This window comes from Nocardia sp. NPDC004860 (assembly GCF_040609015.1).
Classification (GTDB): Bacteria; Actinomycetota; Actinomycetes; order Mycobacteriales; family Mycobacteriaceae; genus Nocardia.
Genome location: NZ_JBEXJI010000012.1, coordinates 108,205 through 128,722, shown reverse-complemented (window position 1 = coordinate 128,722; position 20,518 = coordinate 108,205). Strand labels below are relative to the sequence as shown.

Here is a 20,518-nt window from a genome sequence, read left to right as displayed (position 1 = left end):
ACTCCCGACCGGTCATGATTTCGGCAGACCCAGCTGCGCGCAGGCCAGCAACGCGACCTCGATGTCGAGCCTGCGCTCGGTGAGCGGATGTCCCAGCAGCTCTTCGACTTTGCGTACCCGGTAATGGACGGTGTTCTTGTGAACGTGCAGCCGGGCGGCGGCGTCGGTGTAGCTGCCGCGGGTGTCGAGAAAGGCGCGGACCGTCTCGCGTAGCCGCGCGGCGGTCTCGTCTCCGCCCATGAGCCCGCCCAGTACACGCCGGGCCCACGCCTCCACCGCGGGCAGGTGGTCGGCCAGCAGAGCGGCCAGCGCCACTTCCGAGTACACCGTCAGACCGGGTCCACGTGTAGCCAGCGCGACCGCCCGGGCGGCCTGGGCGTCACGGAAGGTCTGCCGGAAGCCGTCCAGACCGGTGGCCGGATCACCCACGGCCATGGACAGATTCGGGTGCGCGCTCAGGTCGCGCTCCAATCGCGCGGCATCGAGCGCGGGTCGGCCCACCGAGGCGATCCAGACCCACCGGGTGTGGTCGTCGACCTCGACGGTCATCGGCGTCTTCCCGGTGGCGGCGGCCACCAGCGCGGTGCCCGCCCGCAGCACCGCGCCCGGGTCGCGGGTCGCGGGCGGAGTCCACAACAGGACGAACTGGTGCCACCCGCGCAGCGACGCCGACAGCATCTGCTCGGCCGAGGCCAGATCGAGGTCCTCCGCGTCGAGTACCGCGCGCACCTGGGCGGCGCGGGCGGCGTCGGTGCGCGCGTCCCAGCGGCGGCGTTCGCTCGCGTAGATGTCGATCAGGCCCTCGATCACCCGATCGATGTAACCGTTGACCAGTGCCGCGATGCGCGCGGCGGTGGCCAGGGCGACGTCGGTCGACGGGCTCAGCTCGGCCAGCACGGTCAGGATCCACTGCCCGAACATGTGCTCGCCGAGCCGGTAGGCACGCAACAGCGCCTCCAACGACAGATCGTGCTGGGCGAAGCGGCGGGCGTATTCGGCGGCGGCGGGCGGCACGGCGAAGTCGTCGAGACCGATGGCCAGGGTGAGCATGTCCAGCATGGCCGCGAGGTTGGACTCGGTGCTGGCCACCATCAGCCTGCGTACCTCGTCGTCGTGCCGGAACTCGGGGATGACCTCGACGAACATCGAGGTCATCGTGGGTGTCAGGCGGTCGAGGTCGGTCTTGATCCGGCCCGCCACCTCACGTACGAGGGGATCGTTGTCGGGGGCCATGGCCGCTGACAGTACCCCCGCACACCGCCGGAATCGCGCGGTTTGTGCTCACGGCACAACATGGCAGCGCAACGCTGGGCCGCCGGCCCGTGGTCCCCGCCGGATGCGCGCCCTACCTTGATGGATGTAACCCATGTCACATCTGCCACGGTGAGGAATCATGCGACACATCGCCGAATTGCCCGACGCCAGAGCGGATTCCGCCCCCGCCGCGCCGAGTCTGGCCGACGACGCCACCGCGCTGTCCAACACGGAATTCCGCGCACGGGTGCGGGTTGCAGCCTCGGCATTGCACCGGGCCGGTGTGCGCGGCGGTGACGTGGTCGCCGTCGTGCTGCCCAATCGGGTGGAGCTGGTGGTGGCGCTGTTCGCCGCCTGGCGGCTCGGCGCGGCCGTCACCCCGGTGAACCCGGGCCTCGCGGGCGACGAAATCCGTTACCAGATCGAGGATTCGGGCGCGACGGTGGTGGTCGGCGAGTCCGGTGGAGTCGGCGTGACACTGGACGTCGCACGGCTCGCGCACCCGGCGGGACCGGTCGCCGCCGCCCCGGGTGACGGCCCGGCGCTGATCATCTACACCAGCGGCACCACGGGCCGCCCGAAAGGCGTTGTGCTGGACCACGCCAACCTCGCCGCCATGTGCACGATGATCATCGAGGCGCTCGGCCTGGACGAAACCGATCACAGCCTGCTGGTGCTGCCGCTGTTCCACGTCAACGGCATTGTGGTGAGCGTGCTTTCGCCGCTGCTGGCGGGCGGGCGCACCACCCTCGCGGGGAAGTTCTCCGCGACCAGGTTTCTCGGCACCGTCGAACGGGTCCGCCCGACCTATTTCTCCGCGGTGCCCGCCATCTACGCCATGCTCGTGGCACAGCCCGAGACGCACCGCCCCGATCTGTCCTCGCTGCGCCGGGCGATCTGTGGTGCGGCGCCCATGCCTGCCGAGCTGATCGCCCGGTTCGAGGAGCGTTTCGGCGTGCCGATCGTGGAGGGGTACGGGCTCTCGGAAGGCACCTGCGCCTCCACTCTCAACCCGGTGGCAGGCCCACGCAAGCCGGGCACCGTCGGCCTGCCGTTGCCCGGTCAGACGGTCGCGATCATGGATCCGGAGGGAAACCTGCTGGGCGCGGGCGAATCCGGTGAAGTCGTGGTCCGCGGCCCGAACGTGATGCGCGGATACCTCGGAAACCCCGAGGCGACCGCGCAGACCGTGGTGAACGGCTGGCTGCACACCGGCGATGTGGGCCGTTTCGACGAGGACGGCTATCTGATCCTGGTGGACCGGATCAAGGACATGATCATTCGCGGTGGAGAGAACCTCTACCCCAAGGAGATCGAGAACGCGCTCTACCGGCACCCGGCGGTCCACGAGGCCGCGGTGGTCGGGGTGCCAGACCCGGTCCTGGGCGAAGTGCCCGTCGCCCACGTGGTGGCCGTGCCGGAGGCCGTGGTCAGCGCCGAGGAGCTGACCGAACACTGCCGTGGCGTGCTCGCACCGTTCAAGGTGCCCGCCGCGATCGTTCTCACCGCGGAGCTGCCACGCAATCCGGTCGGCAAAATCGACAAGAAGCAGCTGCGGGCGTCCGCCTCGCAAGCCTGAACGATACTGCCCCGCAATTCAATTCGAACGAAAGAAGACTTTCGGTCGCGGTCGCGCGCGCCCGGAGCACGGAAGAAGGGATCGAGCCATGGGATTCAAGACGGGAGATTTCCCGCCGGTGGACACGGAGACATTTCTGGATCTGCCACTGCGCGAACGCATTCGGCTACTGGCACTGCACTGGGCGGAATACGGTTTCGGCACGCCGAAGATGATCCACACGATCTATCTGGTGAAAGTGCTGGTGCTCTACATGATCGGTGGCGTGGCGGTCGCCACCGCAACCTCGGGCGCAGGACCGTTCTGGGACGTGACGCAGTGGTGGAACCAGCCGATCGTCTACCAGAAGCTGGTGCTGTGGACGGTGCTGCTCGAGGCGATCGGCGTCGCCGGCTCGTGGGGCCCGCTGGCGGGCAAATTCAAGCCGATGACCGGCGGCGCACGGTATTTCGCCCAGCCCGGCACCATCCGGCTACGTCCCTGGCGCCGAGTGCCGATGACCGACGGCGATACCCGCACCCTGCTCGACGTGATCCTCTACGTCGGCTTCCTGGCCTCGCTGGCCCTGGCCCTGCTAGCGCCCGGCCGCACCACCGCGTCGCTGCTGGAAGCGTTGCCGGACAATACCTCCGGACTCGTGCGGCCCGCCCTGCTGATCGCGCCGATCGTGCTGTACGTGCTGTGCGGCCTGCGCGACAAGACGATCTTCCTGGCCGCCCGCGGCGAGCAGTATCTGCCCGCACTGGTGTTCTTCGCGGTGCTGCCGTTCACCGACATGATCATCGCCGCCAAGCTGCTCATCGTGATCGTGTGGATCGGCGCGGGCGTCTCCAAGTTCGGCAAGCACTTCACCAACGTGGTGCCGCCGATGGTCTCCAACAGCCCGACCATGCCGTTCACGTCGATCAAACGCGCCCACTACCGGGACTTTCCGCGCGATATCCGCCCCTCGGGCCTGGCCTCGTTCATGGCTCACGTCGGCGGCACCACCGTCGAGGTGATCACCCCCATCGTGTTGCTGTTCTCGACCGACCGCTGGCTGACCCTGGCCGCGGTGGCCGTCATGGTGATCTTCCACCTGTTCATCACCTCCACCTTCCCGCTGGCCGTGCCGCTGGAATGGAACATCCTGTTCGCCTACCTGACGGTGTTCCTGTTCCTCGGCTTCCCCAACTCCGGCGGCTACGGGGTGTTCGCCATGTCCTCACCGTGGCTCACCGTGGCCATCGTGGCCGCTCTGGCCTTCTTCCCGGTGCTGGGCAATCTGCGCCCGGACCTGGTGTCCTTCCTGCCCTCGATGCGCCAGTACGCCGGGAACTGGGCCTCGGCGCTGTGGGCCTTCGCTCCCGGCGCGGAGGCGAAGCTGAACACGATCGCGCATCGGCCCGCGCTCAACCAGGTCGATCAGCTGCTGGCCATGGGCTACGACCCGGCGGTCGCCGAGATCACCATGCAGCAGACCATCGCCTGGCGTTCCATGCACAGCCAGGGCCGTGGCCTGTTCTCCCTGCTGTACAAGCACATTCCCGATCTCGACAACTGGACCGTGCGGGAAGCCGAGTTCGCGTGCAACTCGTTGATCGGTTTCAACTTCGGTGACGGCCACCTGCACAATCGCGATCTCATCGACGCGGTCCAGGCCCGGGCCGGATTCGCACCTGGGGAATGGATCGTGGTGTGGGTGGAGTCCCAGCCGATTCACAAGGGCACCCAGGCCTACGTGGTCATCGACGCCGCGCTCGGGGTGATCGAACGCGGAACCTGGGAGGTCGCCGACGCGGTCGAGGCGCTGCCCTGGCTGCCCGACGGGCCCATCCCGCACACGGTGACCTGGCGGCACGACGATGAACCCGTGGTCGGGGCGAGCCGATGACGACGGCGACGGTGGTCGGCAGCGGACCCAATGGACTGGCCGCAGCCCTCATCCTGGCCCTCGCCGGGATCGAGGTGACGGTGCTCGAGGCCGCCGGCACGATCGGCGGCGGGACCCGCTCACACGAGGCCATCGTGCCCGGACTGCTGCACGACCACTGCTCGGCCATCCACCCGATGGCCGTGGGGTCGCCACTGTTCCGCCGTATCGACCTGGAACGCTACGGATTGCGGTGGGCGCGGCCCGAACTCGACTGCGTCCACCCGCTCGACGACGGCAGCGCCGGTGTCCTGCATCGTTCGGTCGGCGACACCGCCGTCGGTCTCGGCGACGACGAACGGTTGTGGCGACTACTGTTCGAGGGACCGGTCGCCGGCTACGACGACCTCGGCACTGACATCATGCGGCCGCTGCTGCGGATCCCGCGTCATCCGTTCCGGTTGGCGCGCTTCGGAATTCCCGCGGCCGCGCCCGCCGCACTGCTGGCGCGGGCCTTCCGCACCGACCAGGGGCGAGCCTTGTTCGGCGGGGTCGCCGCGCACGCCTTCCACCCCTTGGACCGGCCGCTGAGCGCGAGTATCGGGCTGGGCATCCTCACCGCCGGGCACCGGTACGGCTGGGCGGTGGCGGTCGGCGGCTCCCAGCGGATCGCCGACACCATGGCGACGGCCCTGGCCGATCACGGCGGCACCATCGAGACCGGGGTCCGGGTGCGCTCCGCGGCGGAGCTGCCGCCGTCGGACATCACCGTCTGGGATGTGGCGCCGACCGCGCTCGCGGAGATCCTCGGCGACCGGCTACCACCGCGAATCGCCGCCACCTACCGGCGATTCCGGTACGGGCCAGGTGCGTTCAAGGTCGACTTCGCCGTGGAGGGCGGCGTCCCCTGGACGGCCGCCGCGGCCCGCCGCGCGGGCACCGTGCACCTGGGCGGTCCGTTCGCAGAGATCGCCGCCGGGGAACGCGACATCCACGCGGGCCGGATGCCGCAGCGCCCGTTCGTGCTGGTGGGCCAGCAGTACCTGGCCGATCCGCAGCGTTCCGTCGGCTCGGTGCACCCGGTGTGGACCTATGCCCATGTCCCCCATGGCTATACCGGCGACGCCACCGAGGCGGTCATCGCTCAGATCGAGCGCTTCGCCCCGGGTTTCCGGGAGCGGGTGGTCGGCCGGTCGCACCGCTCCCCCGCCGGATTCGCCGACGAGAATCCCAACTTCGTCGGCGGCAACATCATGACCGGCGCCAAGGACATCCCCCAGCTGCTGTTCGGTCCCCGGAAAACCCTGCGGCCCTATGACATCGGCATTCCCGGCCACTACCTGTGCTCTGCGGCCACCCCGCCCGGCCCCGGCGCGCACGGCATGTGCGGCGTCAACGCCGCCGAACGGGCCCTGCGCCGGCTGCGCGGGCCGCTCTCGCACCAGGACGCCACCACCTCGACGACCAGGAGTGCTCCGTGAGCGAGACCAGGCCGCTGTCCGGCCGAACCATGATCATGTCCGGACGGTATCGCCGTCCGCACTGTGCTGCCCGCTGGACGGCCAAGCGACTGCGCACTCATTACCATTGGACGGCATAGGAATTCATCGATCGGACCAATCGTCTGCGCGAGTCGTGAAGATCGTCGACAAACGCATCTTCAACACTCTGGTCACCTTCCTGTCCGAGAAGAACGTCGATCCCGAGGTAGCGGACGGTCGGCGTTCGGCCGCTGGATCGGGAACGGTCGCGAAAACGTCATGCAGATGTGTTGGTGCTTCGTATGTTCGTTCACCTGATGGTGGCCGCGGCGCGACACGCTGGTGCCGGGTGCGCGGGCCCGCTGGCGGTGCCGTGCGCGGCCCGGGGCCGAATTCGGAATCCCGTGCGGCGGCGGGCGCTCGCGGAGCGATCGCTGGACACCACGACAGCAGGATGTGCAGAACCCTTGGTAATCGAGACGGTACGACACCGGCCGGCGGTGCAGGAGATCCCGCGACCGGTGATGGCCGAATCCGCGCCGACGCGTGGTAGTGAGTACGCGGCCTTGTTGCGGCAGGTACGGCAGGCGGGTCTGCTCGACCGCCGAATGCGGTATTACGGGTGGAAAACCGCGTTCACCGCAACGGCTTTCGCGGCCGGATGGGCGGCACTGTGGGTGCTCGGCGACTCGTGGTGGCAGCTGGGCACCGCGGTCTTCCTGGCCGCTGTCTTCGCGCAGCTCGCGTTCCTCGGACATGATGCCGGGCACAAACAGATCTTCCGAACCCGCCGGGCCAACCATCTGTACGGGCTCATCGTCGGCAATCTCGCCACCGGGGTCAGCATCGGCTGGTGGACCAGCAATCACAACCGCCATCACGCACACCCCAACACCGAGGGCGCGGACCCCGACGTCGCGGGAATCCTGGCCCACTCCGGCGAACGAGCGGTCACCGGAAAAGGCTGGCGGCGCTTCGTCTTTCGCTACCAGGCCTGGCTCTTCTTCCCGATGCTGTTCCTCGAGGCGGGCAGCCTGCACAACTCGAGCGTGCGCGCCGTGTTGAAATGGCCGATCCCACACCGTATCCGGGAGGGCGCATTGCTCTCCGCACACGCGATCGCCTACCCGGCCGCGGTCTTCCTGGCGCTGTCACCGGTCAAGGCGCTGGCCTTCATCGCTGTCCAGCAGGGCCTGTTCGGCTTCTACATGGGCTGCACCTTCGCGCCCAATCACAAAGGCATGACCGTTCTCCCCGCCGGCGACAACACCGACTTCCTCCGCCGGCAAGTCCTGACCTCCCGGAACGTACGCGGCGGGCCCCTGATCGACCTCGCGCTGGGCGGACTCAACTACCAGATCGAACACCACCTCTTCCCCTCCATGCCCCGACCAGCCCTCCGCAGCGCCCAACCCCTGGTCCGAGCCTGCTGCGCCGAACTCGCCATCCCCTACGCCGAGACCTCCCTCGTCGCGTCCTACAGCCAAGCCCTGCGCCACCTGAACGCCGTCGCCCGCCACACCCGCTCCGAATAGCGCGGACCGAGCTATCCAGCCGCTTTTCGGACGAGGCCGTGGCACGACGGCAGGTTCGCGGCTGCCGGCGGACACCGCGGGGTGACCATGGCGGACAGCGCGCCTACCTCAGTGGTCGTGGTCGTCCTCGCCGTGCGGGTGGCCGTGGGCGAGTTCGTCCTCGCTCGCATCGCGGATGTCGACGACCTTGACGGTGAAGTGCAAGCGCTGACCGGCCAGCGGATGGTTGGCGTCGATGGTCACCTCGTCGCCGTCGACCTGGCGGACGATGACGATCTGCGAATCGCCGTCCGGCGCCTCGGCGTGGAACTCCATCCCGGGCTCGAGCTCGTCCACGCCCTCGAACATGTCGCGGGGCACGGCGCTGACCAGCTCGGCCAGGTACTCACCGTAGGCGTCCTCGGGCTCCACCACGACGACCAGCTCGTCGCCGGTGCTCTTGCCCTCGAGGGCCTGCTCCAGGCCCGGGACGATGTTGTCCGCGCCGTGCAGATACACCAGCGGCGCCTCGCCGACGGAAGTGTCCAGCACCTCGCCGTCATCGGCCTTCAGCGTGTATTCGATGGAGACAACCTTGTCAGCGGCGATAGACATGGCGGTAACCCTTTCACAGAGGAATCCGGACCGCGCAAATGTATCCCGTCAACTTTCCGGCGCCTGCTCGGCGTGTCCGCCGGGCGCTCGCGGGCCGCCACTGCTATGAACCCCATCGTGCCCGATGCATTTTGGCATTTCGTTGCCGCACTGTCCGTTTCCGCCACCGCAGTGGTCGCGCCCGCGACCGCACTCGCCGCACCACCGTCCACACCGGAATGCGCGACCACCCTGTCCGCCGCGGAGAACGACGAGATCGCCCGGCTCGCCGATACCGGCACGCTCGCCGGCGACGACGAACTCGCGCGGCTCGAGGACGCCGTGTCCCGCGACCACCTGATCACGCAGATCCTCGAGCAGCACGCGGACCGCCGGGGCAGCTTCGCCACCGGTCTGGACGTCGTCGAGCAGCAAGCGGTGCTGCCCCTGCAGCGCGATCCGCAAGCATTCGCCGACCCGGAGTACGCGCACCGGGTCAGCTTCGATCTGCTGCGCCGGTTCCTCGACAATGTGCATGCCGAGTTCAGCGGCGGCACGCCGGAACCGCACTGGGCCAACTACTTCGCGCTCGCCACGGACTGCGCGGCCTCACCCGGCCGGGTCGCGCTCGCCGGCTACAACGCGCATCTGATCGTCGATCTGCCACGGGCGGTCGCCGAGGCCGGATCGACACCTGCCGACGCCGGGGACTACTTCAAGATCGTGGCCGGCATCGCCCAGACCGGCGATGTCATCACCGAGCGGACCGACCGGATCTACCGGGCGAACATGGGCCCGCTGTGGCGGTTCTACTTCTTCGGCGAAGGACTCGATCAGGTGCTGGGCCAGGGAGTCGCCACCAAGCCGCTGCTGGTCGCCGCCGACCTCGGGGCCAATGTGACGATCTTCGCCAACGGACTCGCCCTCGCGAACCCCGCGCTGACGACGGCGACGGCCGCGGAGATCGAGCTGGAGCGGCAGACCGCGGAACGCGCGTTCGACATCCTGGCCGGGTTCAACGGAATCTGAGATCGCATCGCGAGGCGAAAGCCACTGCCCGGCAGCGGCTTTCGCCTGGATCGCGCTACCGGCTCACTGGGCCGAGAGGCTGCTGAGGAGTCCCGCGAGGGGGTTGGACGCCGAGGAGCCGGAGCCGCCACCCGACGGGGTGCAGTCGACGACGTTGACGGTGGTGGTCTTGGTGCTGACCACCTCCTGCGTCGCCTTGAGCGTGTGGGAACCGGTGGTGGTGGGCGTCCAGCTGAAGGTGGCCTGGCTGTTGGACACCTTGGAGTTGCCGACCTGGGTGTCATTGTCGGTCAGCGACACGTCGAACAGGAACGAGGTCGCGGTGACGGCGACGGTGACGGTGGTGGCCTGGTTGACGCAGACCTGGCTGCCGCTGACCGTGATTCCGGTGACCAGCGCGCTCGCATCGGGGGCGGTCAGGGCGGCGACGGCAGCCGCGGCGCCGAACGTCGTCGCGCCGATTCCGGCTCGGCGGGAATTCTTCATGGTTGTGCTCCTCACGTATCGCTCACGACAGCGTGAGCAATGAGAAACGATAACGCTTCACTGTTGCGATCGGAACGGATTGCCCGAGACCCACTTCGCCGTCGCCACTGCCGATTCCGCGTCGCTGGCAGAATCCGGGGCATGGCCCCATCTTCGGTTTCGACCACGTCGCCGGCGGTCGGTCGGGCGCTCGACATCCTCGTCCGACTGGCCCAGGGTCCGGGCCCGGTCCGGGCCGCGGCACTCGCCCGCGATCTGGGGCTGCCGCGCTCGTCGGTCTACCACATCCTGTCGGTGCTGGTGGACCGCGGATTCGTGGTGTACGTGCCGGGCGAACAGGCCTACGGGCTGGGCGTGACGTCCTTCGAGATCGGCTCGGCCTACCTGCGCCACGAACCGCTGGAACGGCTGGCTCAGCCGATTCTGCACCAGCTGGCCAGGCAGCTCGGGCAGGCCGTGCATCTGGGCATCCTGCACGGCAACGAGACCGTCTACCTGCTCAAGGAACGCCCCGGCTCCGGTCCGGCCGCGGAGGTCTCGCTGATCACCGATATCGGGGTTCGGCTGCCGTCGCATCTGACCGCGAACGGGCGGGCGATTCTCGCCTCGCTGCCCGATGCCCAGGTAAAAGCCTTGTACGCCAAGCGTTCCGACTTCATCACCCGCACCGGGCGCGGGCCCCGGACCTTGACCGAGCTGCGCCGGGACCTGGAACAGATCCGCGCCCGCGGCTGGGCCGAGGAGGTGGAACTGGTGACGGCGGGCCTGCGGTCGGTCGGCACGGCGGTGTTCGACCACAACAGCCGTCCGGTCGCGGCCCTCAGCACCACGTGGCGCACGTTGTCCTATCCCGAGCCGGAGGTGGTGGGCCAGGCCCTGCGGTGGGGTGCGGAGCGCCTGACCTCGCGAATCGCGGGACAGGCACCGGTAGCGCGGTGACCCGGCTCCCCTGCTTGTGAGGCCCCTCACAGCAGTTGTATGTTGTTGTATATACAACCGCCGCAACGGGGAGATTTCCGACAATGACGCAGGACTGGGACGACGACCTCTACGCACAGCTGGCAGACCACACCCTGGCGAAGGCGTACTCCCGGTCCCTGCCCGAGTGGTACAAACACGATTTCGACCCCGCCCGGGCCGCCGCCGACATCGCCCGCATCGAAACGCTGCACCCCGGCTCGTACGACGTGGCCCTGCACCCACCCACCGGACGGGCGCGCGGACGGTTACGGCTCACGCTCTACATCGCCGGCGCGGCCGTCTCGCTCAGCCGCATCCTGCCGGTCATCCAGTCCCTCGGCGTGGAAGTCCTGGACGAACGCACCTACCCGGTCGACGATTCGGCCGGAAACCAATGCTGGATATACGACTTCGGCCTGGCATTCGACAGCGAACCGGCACCCGACGACGGCACGCACGCCCGCTTCACCGAAGCCTTCGCCGCCGCCTGGCGGGGCGACGCCGAGAGCGACACCTTCAACCGCCTGGTGCTGGGCGCGGGATTGGCCTGGCGTCCGGTGTCGGTACTGCGGGCGTACGCGAAGTACCTGCGGCAGAGCGGATTCCCGTACAGCCCGGAACGGATCGCGGAAGTCCTTGCCGCACATCCCGAATCCGCGCGGCTGCTGACCGACCTGTTCCACGCGCGGTTCGCGCCGGACGGGAACACCGCAGCCGCCGAGGCCGGCGTGACCGACCGGCTGAACGACGCCATCGGCCGGGTCGTCGGGCTCGAAGCGGACCGCATTCTGCGCGCCCTCACCACGCTGGTGCGAAACACGCTGCGCACCAATTACTTCGTGCGCGACGGCAAGGCGACGGCACTGTCGATCAAGCTGGACCCGCAGCGAATCGACGAACTCCCCCATCCCAGGCCACGATTCGAGATCTTCGTCTACTCGCCCCGGGTCGAGGGCGTGCATCTGCGGTTCGGCGCCGTGGCGCGCGGCGGCCTGCGCTGGTCGGACCGCAAGGAGGACCTGCGCACCGAGGTCCTCGGACTGGTCAAGGCGCAGGCGGTGAAGAACGCCGTCATCGTGCCGGTCGGCGCCAAGGGCGGATTCGTCGTCAGGCAACCCCCGCGGCCCACCGGCGACGACGCGGCCGACCGCGCCGCCCACCTGGCCGAGGGCATCGCCTGCTACCGGCAGTTCATCGCCGGACTGCTCGACGTCACCGACAATATCGACGCGGCCACGGGAGCCGTGCTCCCGGCCCGAGACGTCGTCCGCCACGACGGCGACGACACCTACCTGGTGGTGGCCGCGGACAAGGGCACCGCGACCTTCTCCGACATCGCCAACGAGGTCGCGGCGGGCTACGGCTTCTGGCTCGGCGACGCGTTCGCCTCGGGCGGATCGGTCGGCTACGACCACAAGGCGATGGGCATCACCGCCCGCGGCGCGTGGGAGAGCGTCGAACGCCACTTCCACGAAATGGGCCGCGACACCAGCACCGCCGACTTCACGGTGGCCGGGATCGGCGATATGAGCGGCGATGTCTTCGGCAACGGCATGCTGCTCAGCGAGCGCATCAGGCTGGTCGCCGCGTTCGACCACCGGCACATCTTCCTCGACCCGCGGCCGCGGGCAGCGGTCTCCTACGCCGAACGCCGGCGACTGTTCGAACTACCCCGCTCGTCCTGGGCGGACTACGATCCCACCCTCATCAGTGCCGGCGGCGGGGTGTGGCCGAGATCGGCGAAAACGGTGCCCCTGAGTCCCGAAGTCCGTGCCGCACTGGGGCTTCCGGAGTCGGTCACGGCGGCGCCACCGAACGAGGTCATCCGCGCGATCCTGCGCGCACCCGTCGACCTGCTGTGGAACGGCGGCGTGGGTACCTACGTCAAGGCCGCCACCGAATCACACGCCGACGTCGGCGACAAGGCCAATGACGGCGTGCGGGTGAACGCCGCCGACGTGCGGGCCACCGTGGTCGGCGAGGGCGGCAACCTCGGATTCACCGCGCGCGGCCGCATCGAATACGCCTGCGGCGGAGGCAGAATCAACACCGACGCCCTGGACAACTCGGCCGGGGTCGACTGCTCCGACCACGAAGTGAACATCAAGATTCTGCTGGACGGCATGATGTCCGCGGGCCGGGTCGACCGGGCCGAACGTGACCGCCTGCTGGCCGACATGACCGCCGAGGTCGGCCGGATCGTCCTGCGGGACAATCGTTCCCAGAACCGGGTCCTGGGCGTGAGCCGGGCCGACGCGGCTGCCCGCATCGGCGTGCACGCCCGCATGATCGCGCAGCTGGAGGCCCGGCGCGGACTGGTCCGGGCCCTGGAGGCGCTGCCCGACGAGAACGAGCTCACCCGGCGCGCCGACAGCGGGCGCGGTCTGACCTCCCCGGAACTGGCGACCCTGCTGGCGCACGCCAAACTCGCGGTCAAGGACGAACTGCTCGCCGGCGACCTGCCCGACGACGCCGCGATGCACGATCATCTGCTCGCCTACTTCCCCGCCTCACTGCGAGAACGCTTCGGCGACAGCGTGTCCGAGCACCCGCTGCACCGCGAAATCGTGGCGACGCAGCTCGCCAACGATGTGATCGACCACGGCGGAATCAGTGTCGTCTTCCGGCTGGCCGAGGACTCCGCGGCCGGCGGGCCGGACGTGGTGCGCGCCTATCTCGTCGCCACCCGCATCTTCGGGCTACACCGCCTCTGGGACGACATCGCCGCCGGCGGACTGCCGGCGGCGGTCACCAATGGGCTCGTCCGCGCCACGCAGCGGGTGCTCGACCGGGCGGTGCGCTGGCTGCTGGCCAACCGCCCGCAGCCACTCGACATCGCCACCGAGACCGGCAGATTCGCCCCGCGACTGGCGGCACACGCCCACCTGGTCCCGGAATGGCTGCGCGACCGTGAACTGGCAGACCTGCACGGCCGCATCGCCGACTCGATCGACGCCGGGGTGCCGCACGAGCTGGCCGCCCGGGTGCACCTGCTGCTCGACCAGTTCGGGTTGCTCGACATCATCGAGGTCGCCGACGCGGGCGGTCACGAGGTGGCCGACGTGGCCGGGCTGTACTACGCGCTGAGCCAGCAGCTGGGCACAGTGCGCCTGCTGCAATCGGTTTCGCGACTGTCCACCGAGGACCGCTGGGGTTCGATGGCCCGCCTGGCCCTGCGCGACGACCTCTACGGATCCCTGCGCCTGCTGTGCCTGGCGCTGCTGGCGGACCGGCCCGATCCCGCCGAGCCGCCCGCCGACACCATCGCCCGGTGGGCGACCCGCAACGCCACCCGCATCCACCGGACCAGCTCCACCCTCACCGAAATCCTCGAGAGCCCGGCCGCCGACGTGGCCGCCATGTCCGTGGCGGTGCGTCAGATCCGCGGCCTGGTCCGCACGGGGTAATTACCTCAGGAAGTCTGCGCGTCGAAGGTTCCCGCGAGCCGGTAGCGGGAACCGGGATGCAGCAGCCGCGCCGAACTGACCAGCCGATCCTCCGACCACGTACGACGGCGGATCAGCAGACACGGCTCCGACTCGGTGAGCCCGAGCAGGGCGCACTCGTCGGGAGTCGGCAGCACCGCCTCCACCACATGCTCGCCACGACCGAGCGGAGCCACCGACACCAGGTAGGTGTTGGGTGTCGTGGTCGTGAAGTCCTGTTCCAGGTAGCGCGGCGCGAACTCGGGATTCACGAAGCGATCCTCGAGCTGGATGGGCAGCCCGTCCTCGAAATGCACCAGCTTCGAATGGAATACGGGGCTGCCCTCGGCGATGCCGAGATCCTGCGCGATCACCGAATCCGCCGGGCGCCGCTCCAGCGACACCACCTCGGCCCGATGCCGGTGTCCCCGGTCCCCGATCTCGTCGGCGATATTGCGCACCTCGACCAGCGCCGAACTGACCTTCCGCTCGGCCACGAACGTGCCGACACCGGTCAGCCGGACCACCAGACCGTCGGCGCTCAGCTCCCGCAGCGCGCGATTGATCGTCATGCGCGACAGTCCCAGTGCACCGACCAGCTGATTCTCCGACGGCAGCAGCTCGCCCTCCCGCCAGCGCCCCGAGACGATCTGCTCGGTGATCAGATCCTTGACGCGCTGATACGCCGGGGCTGCTCCACGGCCGCGAGCCCGATACAGCGACGCGATATCCACCTCGTCCATCGCCACATTCGTCACCTGTTCCACATCCTGCCCATCGGTGGACACCCGCCCGTTCGGGCCCAAGTGTATCGGCGCTCCGGCGGCGCCCCGCAGCGGTCAGGTGTCTCGGATCCGAGAATCTCTCGCGCCGACGCTGTTCCAGGCATCGAATCCGGGGTGTTATGGGCGTCACGATCAGCCCATACACAGGAGTCCCGATGACCACCAACCCCACGTCCGGCCCCCGCCCGGTCCGTGCGCCGCGCGGCACCGAACTGAACTGCCTCGGCTGGCAGCAGGAGGGCGCCCTGCGCATGCTGATGAACAACCTCGACCCCGAGGTCGCCGAGCGTCCCGACGATCTGGTCGTCTACGGCGGAACCGGCCGCGCCGCCCGCAGCTGGGATGCCTACGACGCCATCGTGCGCACGCTGACCACCCTGAAAGACGATGAGACGCTGCTGGTTCAGTCCGGCAAGCCGGTCGGCGTGATGCGCACCAGCGAATGGGCGCCGCGCGTCCTGCTGGCCAACTCCAACCTCGTCGGCGACTGGGCCAACTGGGAGCAGTTCCGCAAGCTCGAGGCCGAGGGCCTCATGATGTACGGCCAGATGACCGCGGGCTCGTGGATCTACATCGGCAGCCAGGGCATCCTCCAGGGCACCTACGAGACCTTCGGCGCGGTGGCGCGCAAGCGATTCGGCGGCACTCTCGCCGGCACCATCACCCTGACCGCCGGCGTCGGCGGCATGGGCGGCGCGCAGCCGCTCGCGGTGACCATGAACGACGGCGTGGCGCTGTGCGTCGACGTCGACGTCACCCGCATCGATCGCCGCATCGCGCACGGCTACCTCGACACCAAGGCCGAAAACCTCGAAGCCGCACTGGAACTGGCCATCCAGAAGCGCGACGCGCGGGAACCGCTGTCCATCGGCGTGGTCGGCAATGCCGCGGAGATCTTCCCGCGCCTGCTCGCCATGGGCGCGCCGATCGACATCGTCACCGACCAGACCTCGGCCCACGACCCGCTCTCCTACCTGCCGATCGGCGTCGACGTGGCCGACTGGCACCGCCGCGCCGCCGAGGATCCCGCCTGGTTCACCACCGAGGCCCGCAAGTCCATGGCCGCCCACGTCGAGGCCATGGTCGGCTTCCAGGACGCCGGCGCCGAGGTGTTCGACTACGGCAACTCCATCCGCGACGAGGCGCGCAAGGGCGGCTACGAGCGGGCCTTCGAATTCCCGGGATTCGTGCCCGCCTACATCCGGCCGCTGTTCGAAGAGGGCCTGGGCCCGTTCCGCTGGGCTGCCCTGTCCGGCGACCCGAAGGACATCGCCGCCACCGACCAGGCCATCCTCGAGCTGTTCCCGGAGAACGAGCACCTCGAGCGGTGGATCACCATGGCCGGGGAGAAGGTCCACTTCGAGGGCCTGCCCGCCCGCATCTGCTGGCTCGGCTACGGCGAACGCCACCGGGCGGGACTCAAGTTCAACGAGATGGTCGCCTCCGGGGAGCTGTCGGCGCCGGTCGCCATCGGCCGCGACCACCTGGACTCCGGTTCCGTCGCCTCCCCCTATCGCGAGACCGAGGCCATGGCCGACGGCTCCGACGCCATCGCCGACTGGCCGCTGCTCAATGCCCTGGTCAACACCGCGTCCGGGGCATCATGGGTGTCGATCCACCACGGCGGCGGAGTGGGCATGGGCCGTTCCATCCACGCCGGGCAGGTGTGCATCGCCGACGGCACCGAACTGGCCGCCCGCAAGCTCGAGCGGGTGCTGTCCAACGATCCCGCCATGGGCGTGATCCGCCACGTCGACGCCGGCTACCAGCACGCGGCCGATGTCGCCGCCACGCGCGGCGTCCGAATCCCGATGCAGGAGAACTGAACTCACATGCACAACGAATCCGGGCAGTGGACGGTCATCGACAATATCGGCGCCCTGATGACCAATGATCCCGAGATCGGCGCGGGCCCGCTCGGCGTGATCCGGGATGCGGCGGTAGTGCTCGGCAACGGCCTGATCCAGTGGGTCGGCCCGCGGACGCATCTGCCCGAGGGCAGCGCCGGCACCCGGGTGGACCTGGAAGGCCGCGCCGCCCTGCCCGGATTCGTCGACAGCCATGCGCATCTGGTGTTCGGCGGTGAGCGGTCGGAGGAATTCGCGGCCCGCATGACGGGCGCACCGTACAGCGCGGGCGGCATCCGGACGACCATCGCCGCGACCCGGGCGGCCACCGACTCGACGCTGAGCGCCAATGTCGCGCGGCTGGTCGCCGAGGCCCTGCGGACCGGAACCACCACGATCGAAACGAAGTCGGGCTACGGGCAGACCGTTGCCGACGAGTTGCGGAGCCTCGAGATCGCCGCCCGGCACACGTCGGAGACGACCCTGCTGGCAGCGCATGTCACGCCGCCGGAATTCGCCGGTCGCACCGACGATTACGTGCGGCTGGTCATCGACGAGATGATTCCCGCGTGCGCTTCGCACGCCGGCTGGATCGACGTCTTCTGCGAGGAGGGCGCCTTCGACGCCGACCAGTCGCGTGCCGTGCTCGAGGCCGGTATCGCGGCCGGGCTCACGCCGCGAGTGCACGGCAACCAGCTCAGCTACGGCGCCGGTGTCCAGCTGGCGGCGGAGCTGGGCGCGGCCTCGGTCGATCACGTCACCTACACCACCGGCGAGGACATCGAGGCGCTGGCGGCGAGCAGCACGGTCGCCACCCTGCTGCCGGGAGCCGACTTCTCCACGCGCAACAAATATCCCGACGCACGAGCCCTGCTCGACGCGGGCGTGACCGTCGCGCTGGCCGCCGACTGCAATCCGGGCACCTGCTACACCACGAGCATCCCGTTCTGCATCGCACTGGCCGTGCGCGAAATGCACATGAGCCCCGACGAAGCCGTGTGGGCGGCGACCGCCGGCGGCGCAGCGGCATTGCGGCGCAACGATATCGGGCACATCCGGGTCGGCGCACGGGCCGATCTGATCGCACTGGACGCACCCTCGCACCTGTATCTGGCATACCGGCCGGGAGTCGCGCTGGTGCGCGAGATCTGGAAGGACGGGCACCGGCTGTGACCGCTGTCGATCATCCGCCCGCCCCCTGGTCCGGTCGCGACGACGGCCCGGGCCCGGCACATCTGCGCTGGCACAGCGCGATATCCCCGTTCACCCCCGAAACCCCGCCCGGGGCAAGCGTTCTGGTCGGATTCCGCAGCGATGAGGGGGTCCGCCGCAACAAGGGGCGGACCGGAGCTGCCGCCGGCCCGGCCGCCCTGCGGCAGGCACTGTCGTCCATGGCGCTACCCGGCCCGGCACGCGTCATGGACGCCGGTGACGTCGCGGTCGAGGACGGGGATCTCGAATCCGGTCAGCGGCGATTGGGCGCGGTGGTGACCGAATTGCTCGACGGCGGGCATTTCGTGACGGTGCTCGGCGGTGGGCACGAGGTGGCCTACGCCAGCTATCTCGGCATCGCCGCCGGGGCCGCGGTCGCGGCCGGGGCGCGACTGGGCGTGCTCAACCTCGATGCCCATTTCGATCTGCGTGCCGACCCGACGCCCAGTTCCGGGACCCCGTTCCGGCAGATGGCCGAGGATGAGGCGGCAGCCGGGCGGGTGCTCAACTATGCGGTGCTCGGCATCTCGCAGCCGAGCAACACCGTGGCACTGTTCGACACCGCCGCGACGCTGGGAGTGCGCTATCGGCTCGACGAGGACTGCACCGTGGCGGATATGCCCGGGGTGCGGGGTTTCGTCGAAGAGTTCCTGGCCACCGTCGATGTCGTGTATCTGACCATTGACCTGGATGTCCTCCCCGCACCGGTCGCGCCCGGGGTCAGTGCTCCGGCCGCGTACGGCGTGCCGCTCGAGGTGATCGAGCGGGTGTGTGACCTGGTCGCGGGCAGCGGCAAGCTGGCGCTGCTGGATGTGGCGGAGCTGAATCCGGAGCTCGATATCGACCACCGGACCGCGCGCACCGCCGCTCGGCTGATCCACCGGATCGTGACTCGGTGCGACGGCCAACTACATTAGTTGCCGTTGTGTAACTACCCACTCTTGACACAGTTGTATAGACAGCCCTATACATATGTGAACGCACTCACAATCCCTGTCGGGCTGCGTTATGAACAACACCAGGGAGTCCGATCCGTGAAAGACATCTCCTCGACCCTGACCCGGGGTCTCACCGCTCGCCACATCCGATTCATCGCACTGGGTTCGGCGATCGGCACCGGCCTGTTCTACGGGTCGGCCGAGGCGATCAAACAGGCCGGCCCTTCGGTGCTGCTGGCCTACCTGATCGGCGGCGCCGTGATCTTCATCGTGCTGCGGGCGCTGGGCGAAATGGCGGTCCGCAACCCGGTGTCCGGATCGTTCGGTGAGTACGCCAGCCAGCACATCGGTCCATTGGCCGGGTTCATGACCGGCTGGACCTACATCTTCGAGATGGTCATCGTGCTGCTGGCCGACACCACCGCCTTCGGTGTCTACATGGGGTTCTGGTTCCCGGATGTCCCCCGGTGGATCTGGGTGCTGGCGATCGTCTTCTTCATCGGCGCGATCAACCTGCTCAACGTCAAGGTGTTCGGCGAGCTCGAGTTCTGGTTCAGCCTGATCAAGGTGGTCGCGATCATCGCCATGATCGCGGGCGGAACCGCCGTGCTGATCTGGGGATTCGGCATCCATGACACCAGCACCGGCCTGTCCAACCTGCACGCCGAAGGCGGATTCTTCGCCAATGGCGTGGGCGGCTTCCTCGGGTGCTTCGCGATCGTCATGTTCGCGTTCGGCGGTTCGGAGATCATCGGCGTCACCGCGGGCGAGGCGGAGAATCCCGAGCGGACGATTCCGCGGGCTATCAATACTGTCCCCGCACGGATCATGTTGTTCTACGTCCTGACCCTGACCGTGATCATGGCCGTCACGCCGTGGAACCAGATCGGCGACGAGGGCAGCCCGTTCGTGCAGATCTTCAAGAGCCTGGGGCTGGGGTCGGCGGCGACCGTGCTGAACGTCGTGGTGATCACGGCCGCGCTGTCGGCCATCAACAGCAATATCTTCGGCGCGGGCCGGATGATGTACGGCATGGCCCTGCGCGGGCAGGCCCCGGCCGTGATGCGGCGGGTCTCCCGCAACGGTGTGCCGTGGATGACCGTCGTGATCATGGTGTCGGCCCTGCTGGTCGGCGTGGTGCTCAACTACCTGATCCCGGACCGGGTCTTCGTGGTCATCGCCTCCATCGCCACCTTCGCCACGGTCTTCGTCTGGCTGATGATCCTGGTGTCCCACTTCCGCTCGCGCCGGCAGATGAGCGCGGAAGAGGCTGCCGCGGTGAAGTTCCCGGTGCCGCTGTGGCCCTACCTGCCGATCTTCGCCATCGCGGGCCTGGCGTTCGTGATCGTCCTGCTCGCCTTCGACGCCGACACCCGGGTGGCGCTCATCGTCGGAGCCGTGTGGCTGGTTCTGCTCGCCGCGGCCTACCGGCTGTGGGTCCGGCCCGCAACGCAACCCGCACCGGTGGCCCTCACGGACCCGGCGCCCGAAATCGCTCTTCCCTGACCGCACAGCTCTTCCTGAGCGCAGAACTCTTCCCTGACCGCAGATTGGATTGGACG

At 68.8% G+C, this 20,518-nt stretch carries 15 protein-coding genes; 11 read left to right on the top strand and 4 right to left on the bottom strand.

Annotated features, from left to right (window positions below):
- Positions 1–12 precede the first annotated feature (12 nt).
- Positions 13–1,233, bottom strand: a complete 1,221-nt coding sequence (locus tag ABZV44_RS22555; protein ID WP_354839418.1) for a helix-turn-helix domain-containing protein — start codon at positions 1,231–1,233, stop codon at positions 13–15.
- A gap of 160 nt (positions 1,234–1,393) precedes the next feature.
- Between ABZV44_RS22555 and ABZV44_RS22550 the strand changes: the two genes are divergently transcribed.
- The 4 genes from ABZV44_RS22550 to ABZV44_RS22535 all read left to right on the top strand — a co-directional run bounded on the left by ABZV44_RS22550 (position 1,394) and on the right by ABZV44_RS22535 (position 7,701).
- Positions 1,394–2,833 (top strand): AMP-binding protein, encoded by a 1,440-nt coding sequence (locus tag ABZV44_RS22550; RefSeq protein WP_354839416.1) that lies wholly within the window; start codon positions 1,394–1,396, stop codon positions 2,831–2,833.
- A gap of 88 nt (positions 2,834–2,921) precedes the next feature.
- On the top strand, positions 2,922–4,706 hold the full coding sequence (locus ABZV44_RS22545) for a DUF3556 domain-containing protein (RefSeq protein ID WP_354839413.1): 1,785 nt from the start codon (positions 2,922–2,924) through the stop codon (positions 4,704–4,706).
- On the top strand, positions 4,703–6,166 hold the full coding sequence (locus ABZV44_RS22540) for an NAD(P)/FAD-dependent oxidoreductase (RefSeq protein WP_354839410.1): 1,464 nt from the start codon (positions 4,703–4,705) through the stop codon (positions 6,164–6,166). The genes ABZV44_RS22545 and ABZV44_RS22540 overlap by 4 nt, the downstream gene beginning before the upstream one ends.
- A 467-nt stretch (positions 6,167–6,633) precedes the next feature.
- On the top strand, positions 6,634–7,701 hold the full coding sequence (locus ABZV44_RS22535) for an acyl-CoA desaturase (RefSeq protein ID WP_354839408.1): 1,068 nt from the start codon (positions 6,634–6,636) through the stop codon (positions 7,699–7,701).
- A gap of 108 nt (positions 7,702–7,809) precedes the next feature.
- Here ABZV44_RS22535 and ABZV44_RS22530 read toward each other — a convergent pair whose 3' ends face one another.
- Positions 7,810–8,295: a peptidylprolyl isomerase gene (locus ABZV44_RS22530; RefSeq protein ID WP_354839406.1), complete on the bottom strand. Its 486-nt coding sequence runs from the start codon at positions 8,293–8,295 to the stop codon at positions 7,810–7,812.
- Positions 8,296–8,412: 117 nt separating this feature from the next.
- Between ABZV44_RS22530 and ABZV44_RS22525 the strand changes: the two genes are divergently transcribed.
- The gene (locus ABZV44_RS22525; protein ID WP_354839403.1) at positions 8,413–9,303 is read left to right on the top strand and encodes a DUF5995 family protein; all 891 of its coding nucleotides are present in this window, start codon (positions 8,413–8,415) and stop codon (positions 9,301–9,303) included.
- 63 nt (positions 9,304–9,366) lie between these two features.
- Here ABZV44_RS22525 and ABZV44_RS22520 read toward each other — a convergent pair whose 3' ends face one another.
- Positions 9,367–9,789: a hypothetical protein gene (locus ABZV44_RS22520; protein ID WP_354839400.1), complete on the bottom strand. Its 423-nt coding sequence runs from the start codon at positions 9,787–9,789 to the stop codon at positions 9,367–9,369.
- Between the two features lie 141 nt (positions 9,790–9,930).
- Between ABZV44_RS22520 and ABZV44_RS22515 the strand changes: the two genes are divergently transcribed.
- Together ABZV44_RS22515 and ABZV44_RS22510 are read left to right on the top strand one after the other, a co-directional pair.
- Positions 9,931–10,728: an IclR family transcriptional regulator gene (locus tag ABZV44_RS22515; protein ID WP_354839397.1), complete on the top strand. Its 798-nt coding sequence runs from the start codon at positions 9,931–9,933 to the stop codon at positions 10,726–10,728.
- Positions 10,729–10,811: 83 nt separating this feature from the next.
- Positions 10,812–14,156, top strand: a complete 3,345-nt coding sequence (locus ABZV44_RS22510; protein WP_354839394.1) for an NAD-glutamate dehydrogenase domain-containing protein — start codon at positions 10,812–10,814, stop codon at positions 14,154–14,156.
- A 5-nt stretch (positions 14,157–14,161) separates the two neighbouring features.
- Here ABZV44_RS22510 and hutC read toward each other — a convergent pair whose 3' ends face one another.
- Positions 14,162–14,917 (bottom strand): histidine utilization repressor, encoded by a 756-nt coding sequence (hutC, locus tag ABZV44_RS22505; RefSeq protein ID WP_354839730.1) that lies wholly within the window; start codon positions 14,915–14,917, stop codon positions 14,162–14,164.
- 197 nt (positions 14,918–15,114) lie between these two features.
- Here hutC and hutU point away from each other — a divergent pair, with 197 nt between their 5' ends.
- The 4 genes from hutU (at position 15,115) to ABZV44_RS22485 (ending at position 20,462) form a co-directional block, all read left to right on the top strand.
- Positions 15,115–16,785, top strand: a complete 1,671-nt coding sequence (hutU, locus tag ABZV44_RS22500; RefSeq protein WP_354839391.1) for a urocanate hydratase — start codon at positions 15,115–15,117, stop codon at positions 16,783–16,785.
- Positions 16,786–16,791: 6 nt separating this feature from the next.
- Positions 16,792–17,979: an imidazolonepropionase gene (hutI, locus tag ABZV44_RS22495; RefSeq protein WP_354839388.1), complete on the top strand. Its 1,188-nt coding sequence runs from the start codon at positions 16,792–16,794 to the stop codon at positions 17,977–17,979.
- Positions 17,976–18,935, top strand: a complete 960-nt coding sequence (gene hutG / locus ABZV44_RS22490; RefSeq protein WP_354839386.1) for a formimidoylglutamase — start codon at positions 17,976–17,978, stop codon at positions 18,933–18,935. The genes hutI and hutG overlap by 4 nt, the downstream gene beginning before the upstream one ends.
- 117 nt (positions 18,936–19,052) lie before the next feature.
- On the top strand, positions 19,053–20,462 hold the full coding sequence (locus ABZV44_RS22485) for an amino acid permease (RefSeq protein WP_354839383.1): 1,410 nt from the start codon (positions 19,053–19,055) through the stop codon (positions 20,460–20,462).
- The last annotated feature ends 56 nt before the right edge of the window (positions 20,463–20,518 follow it).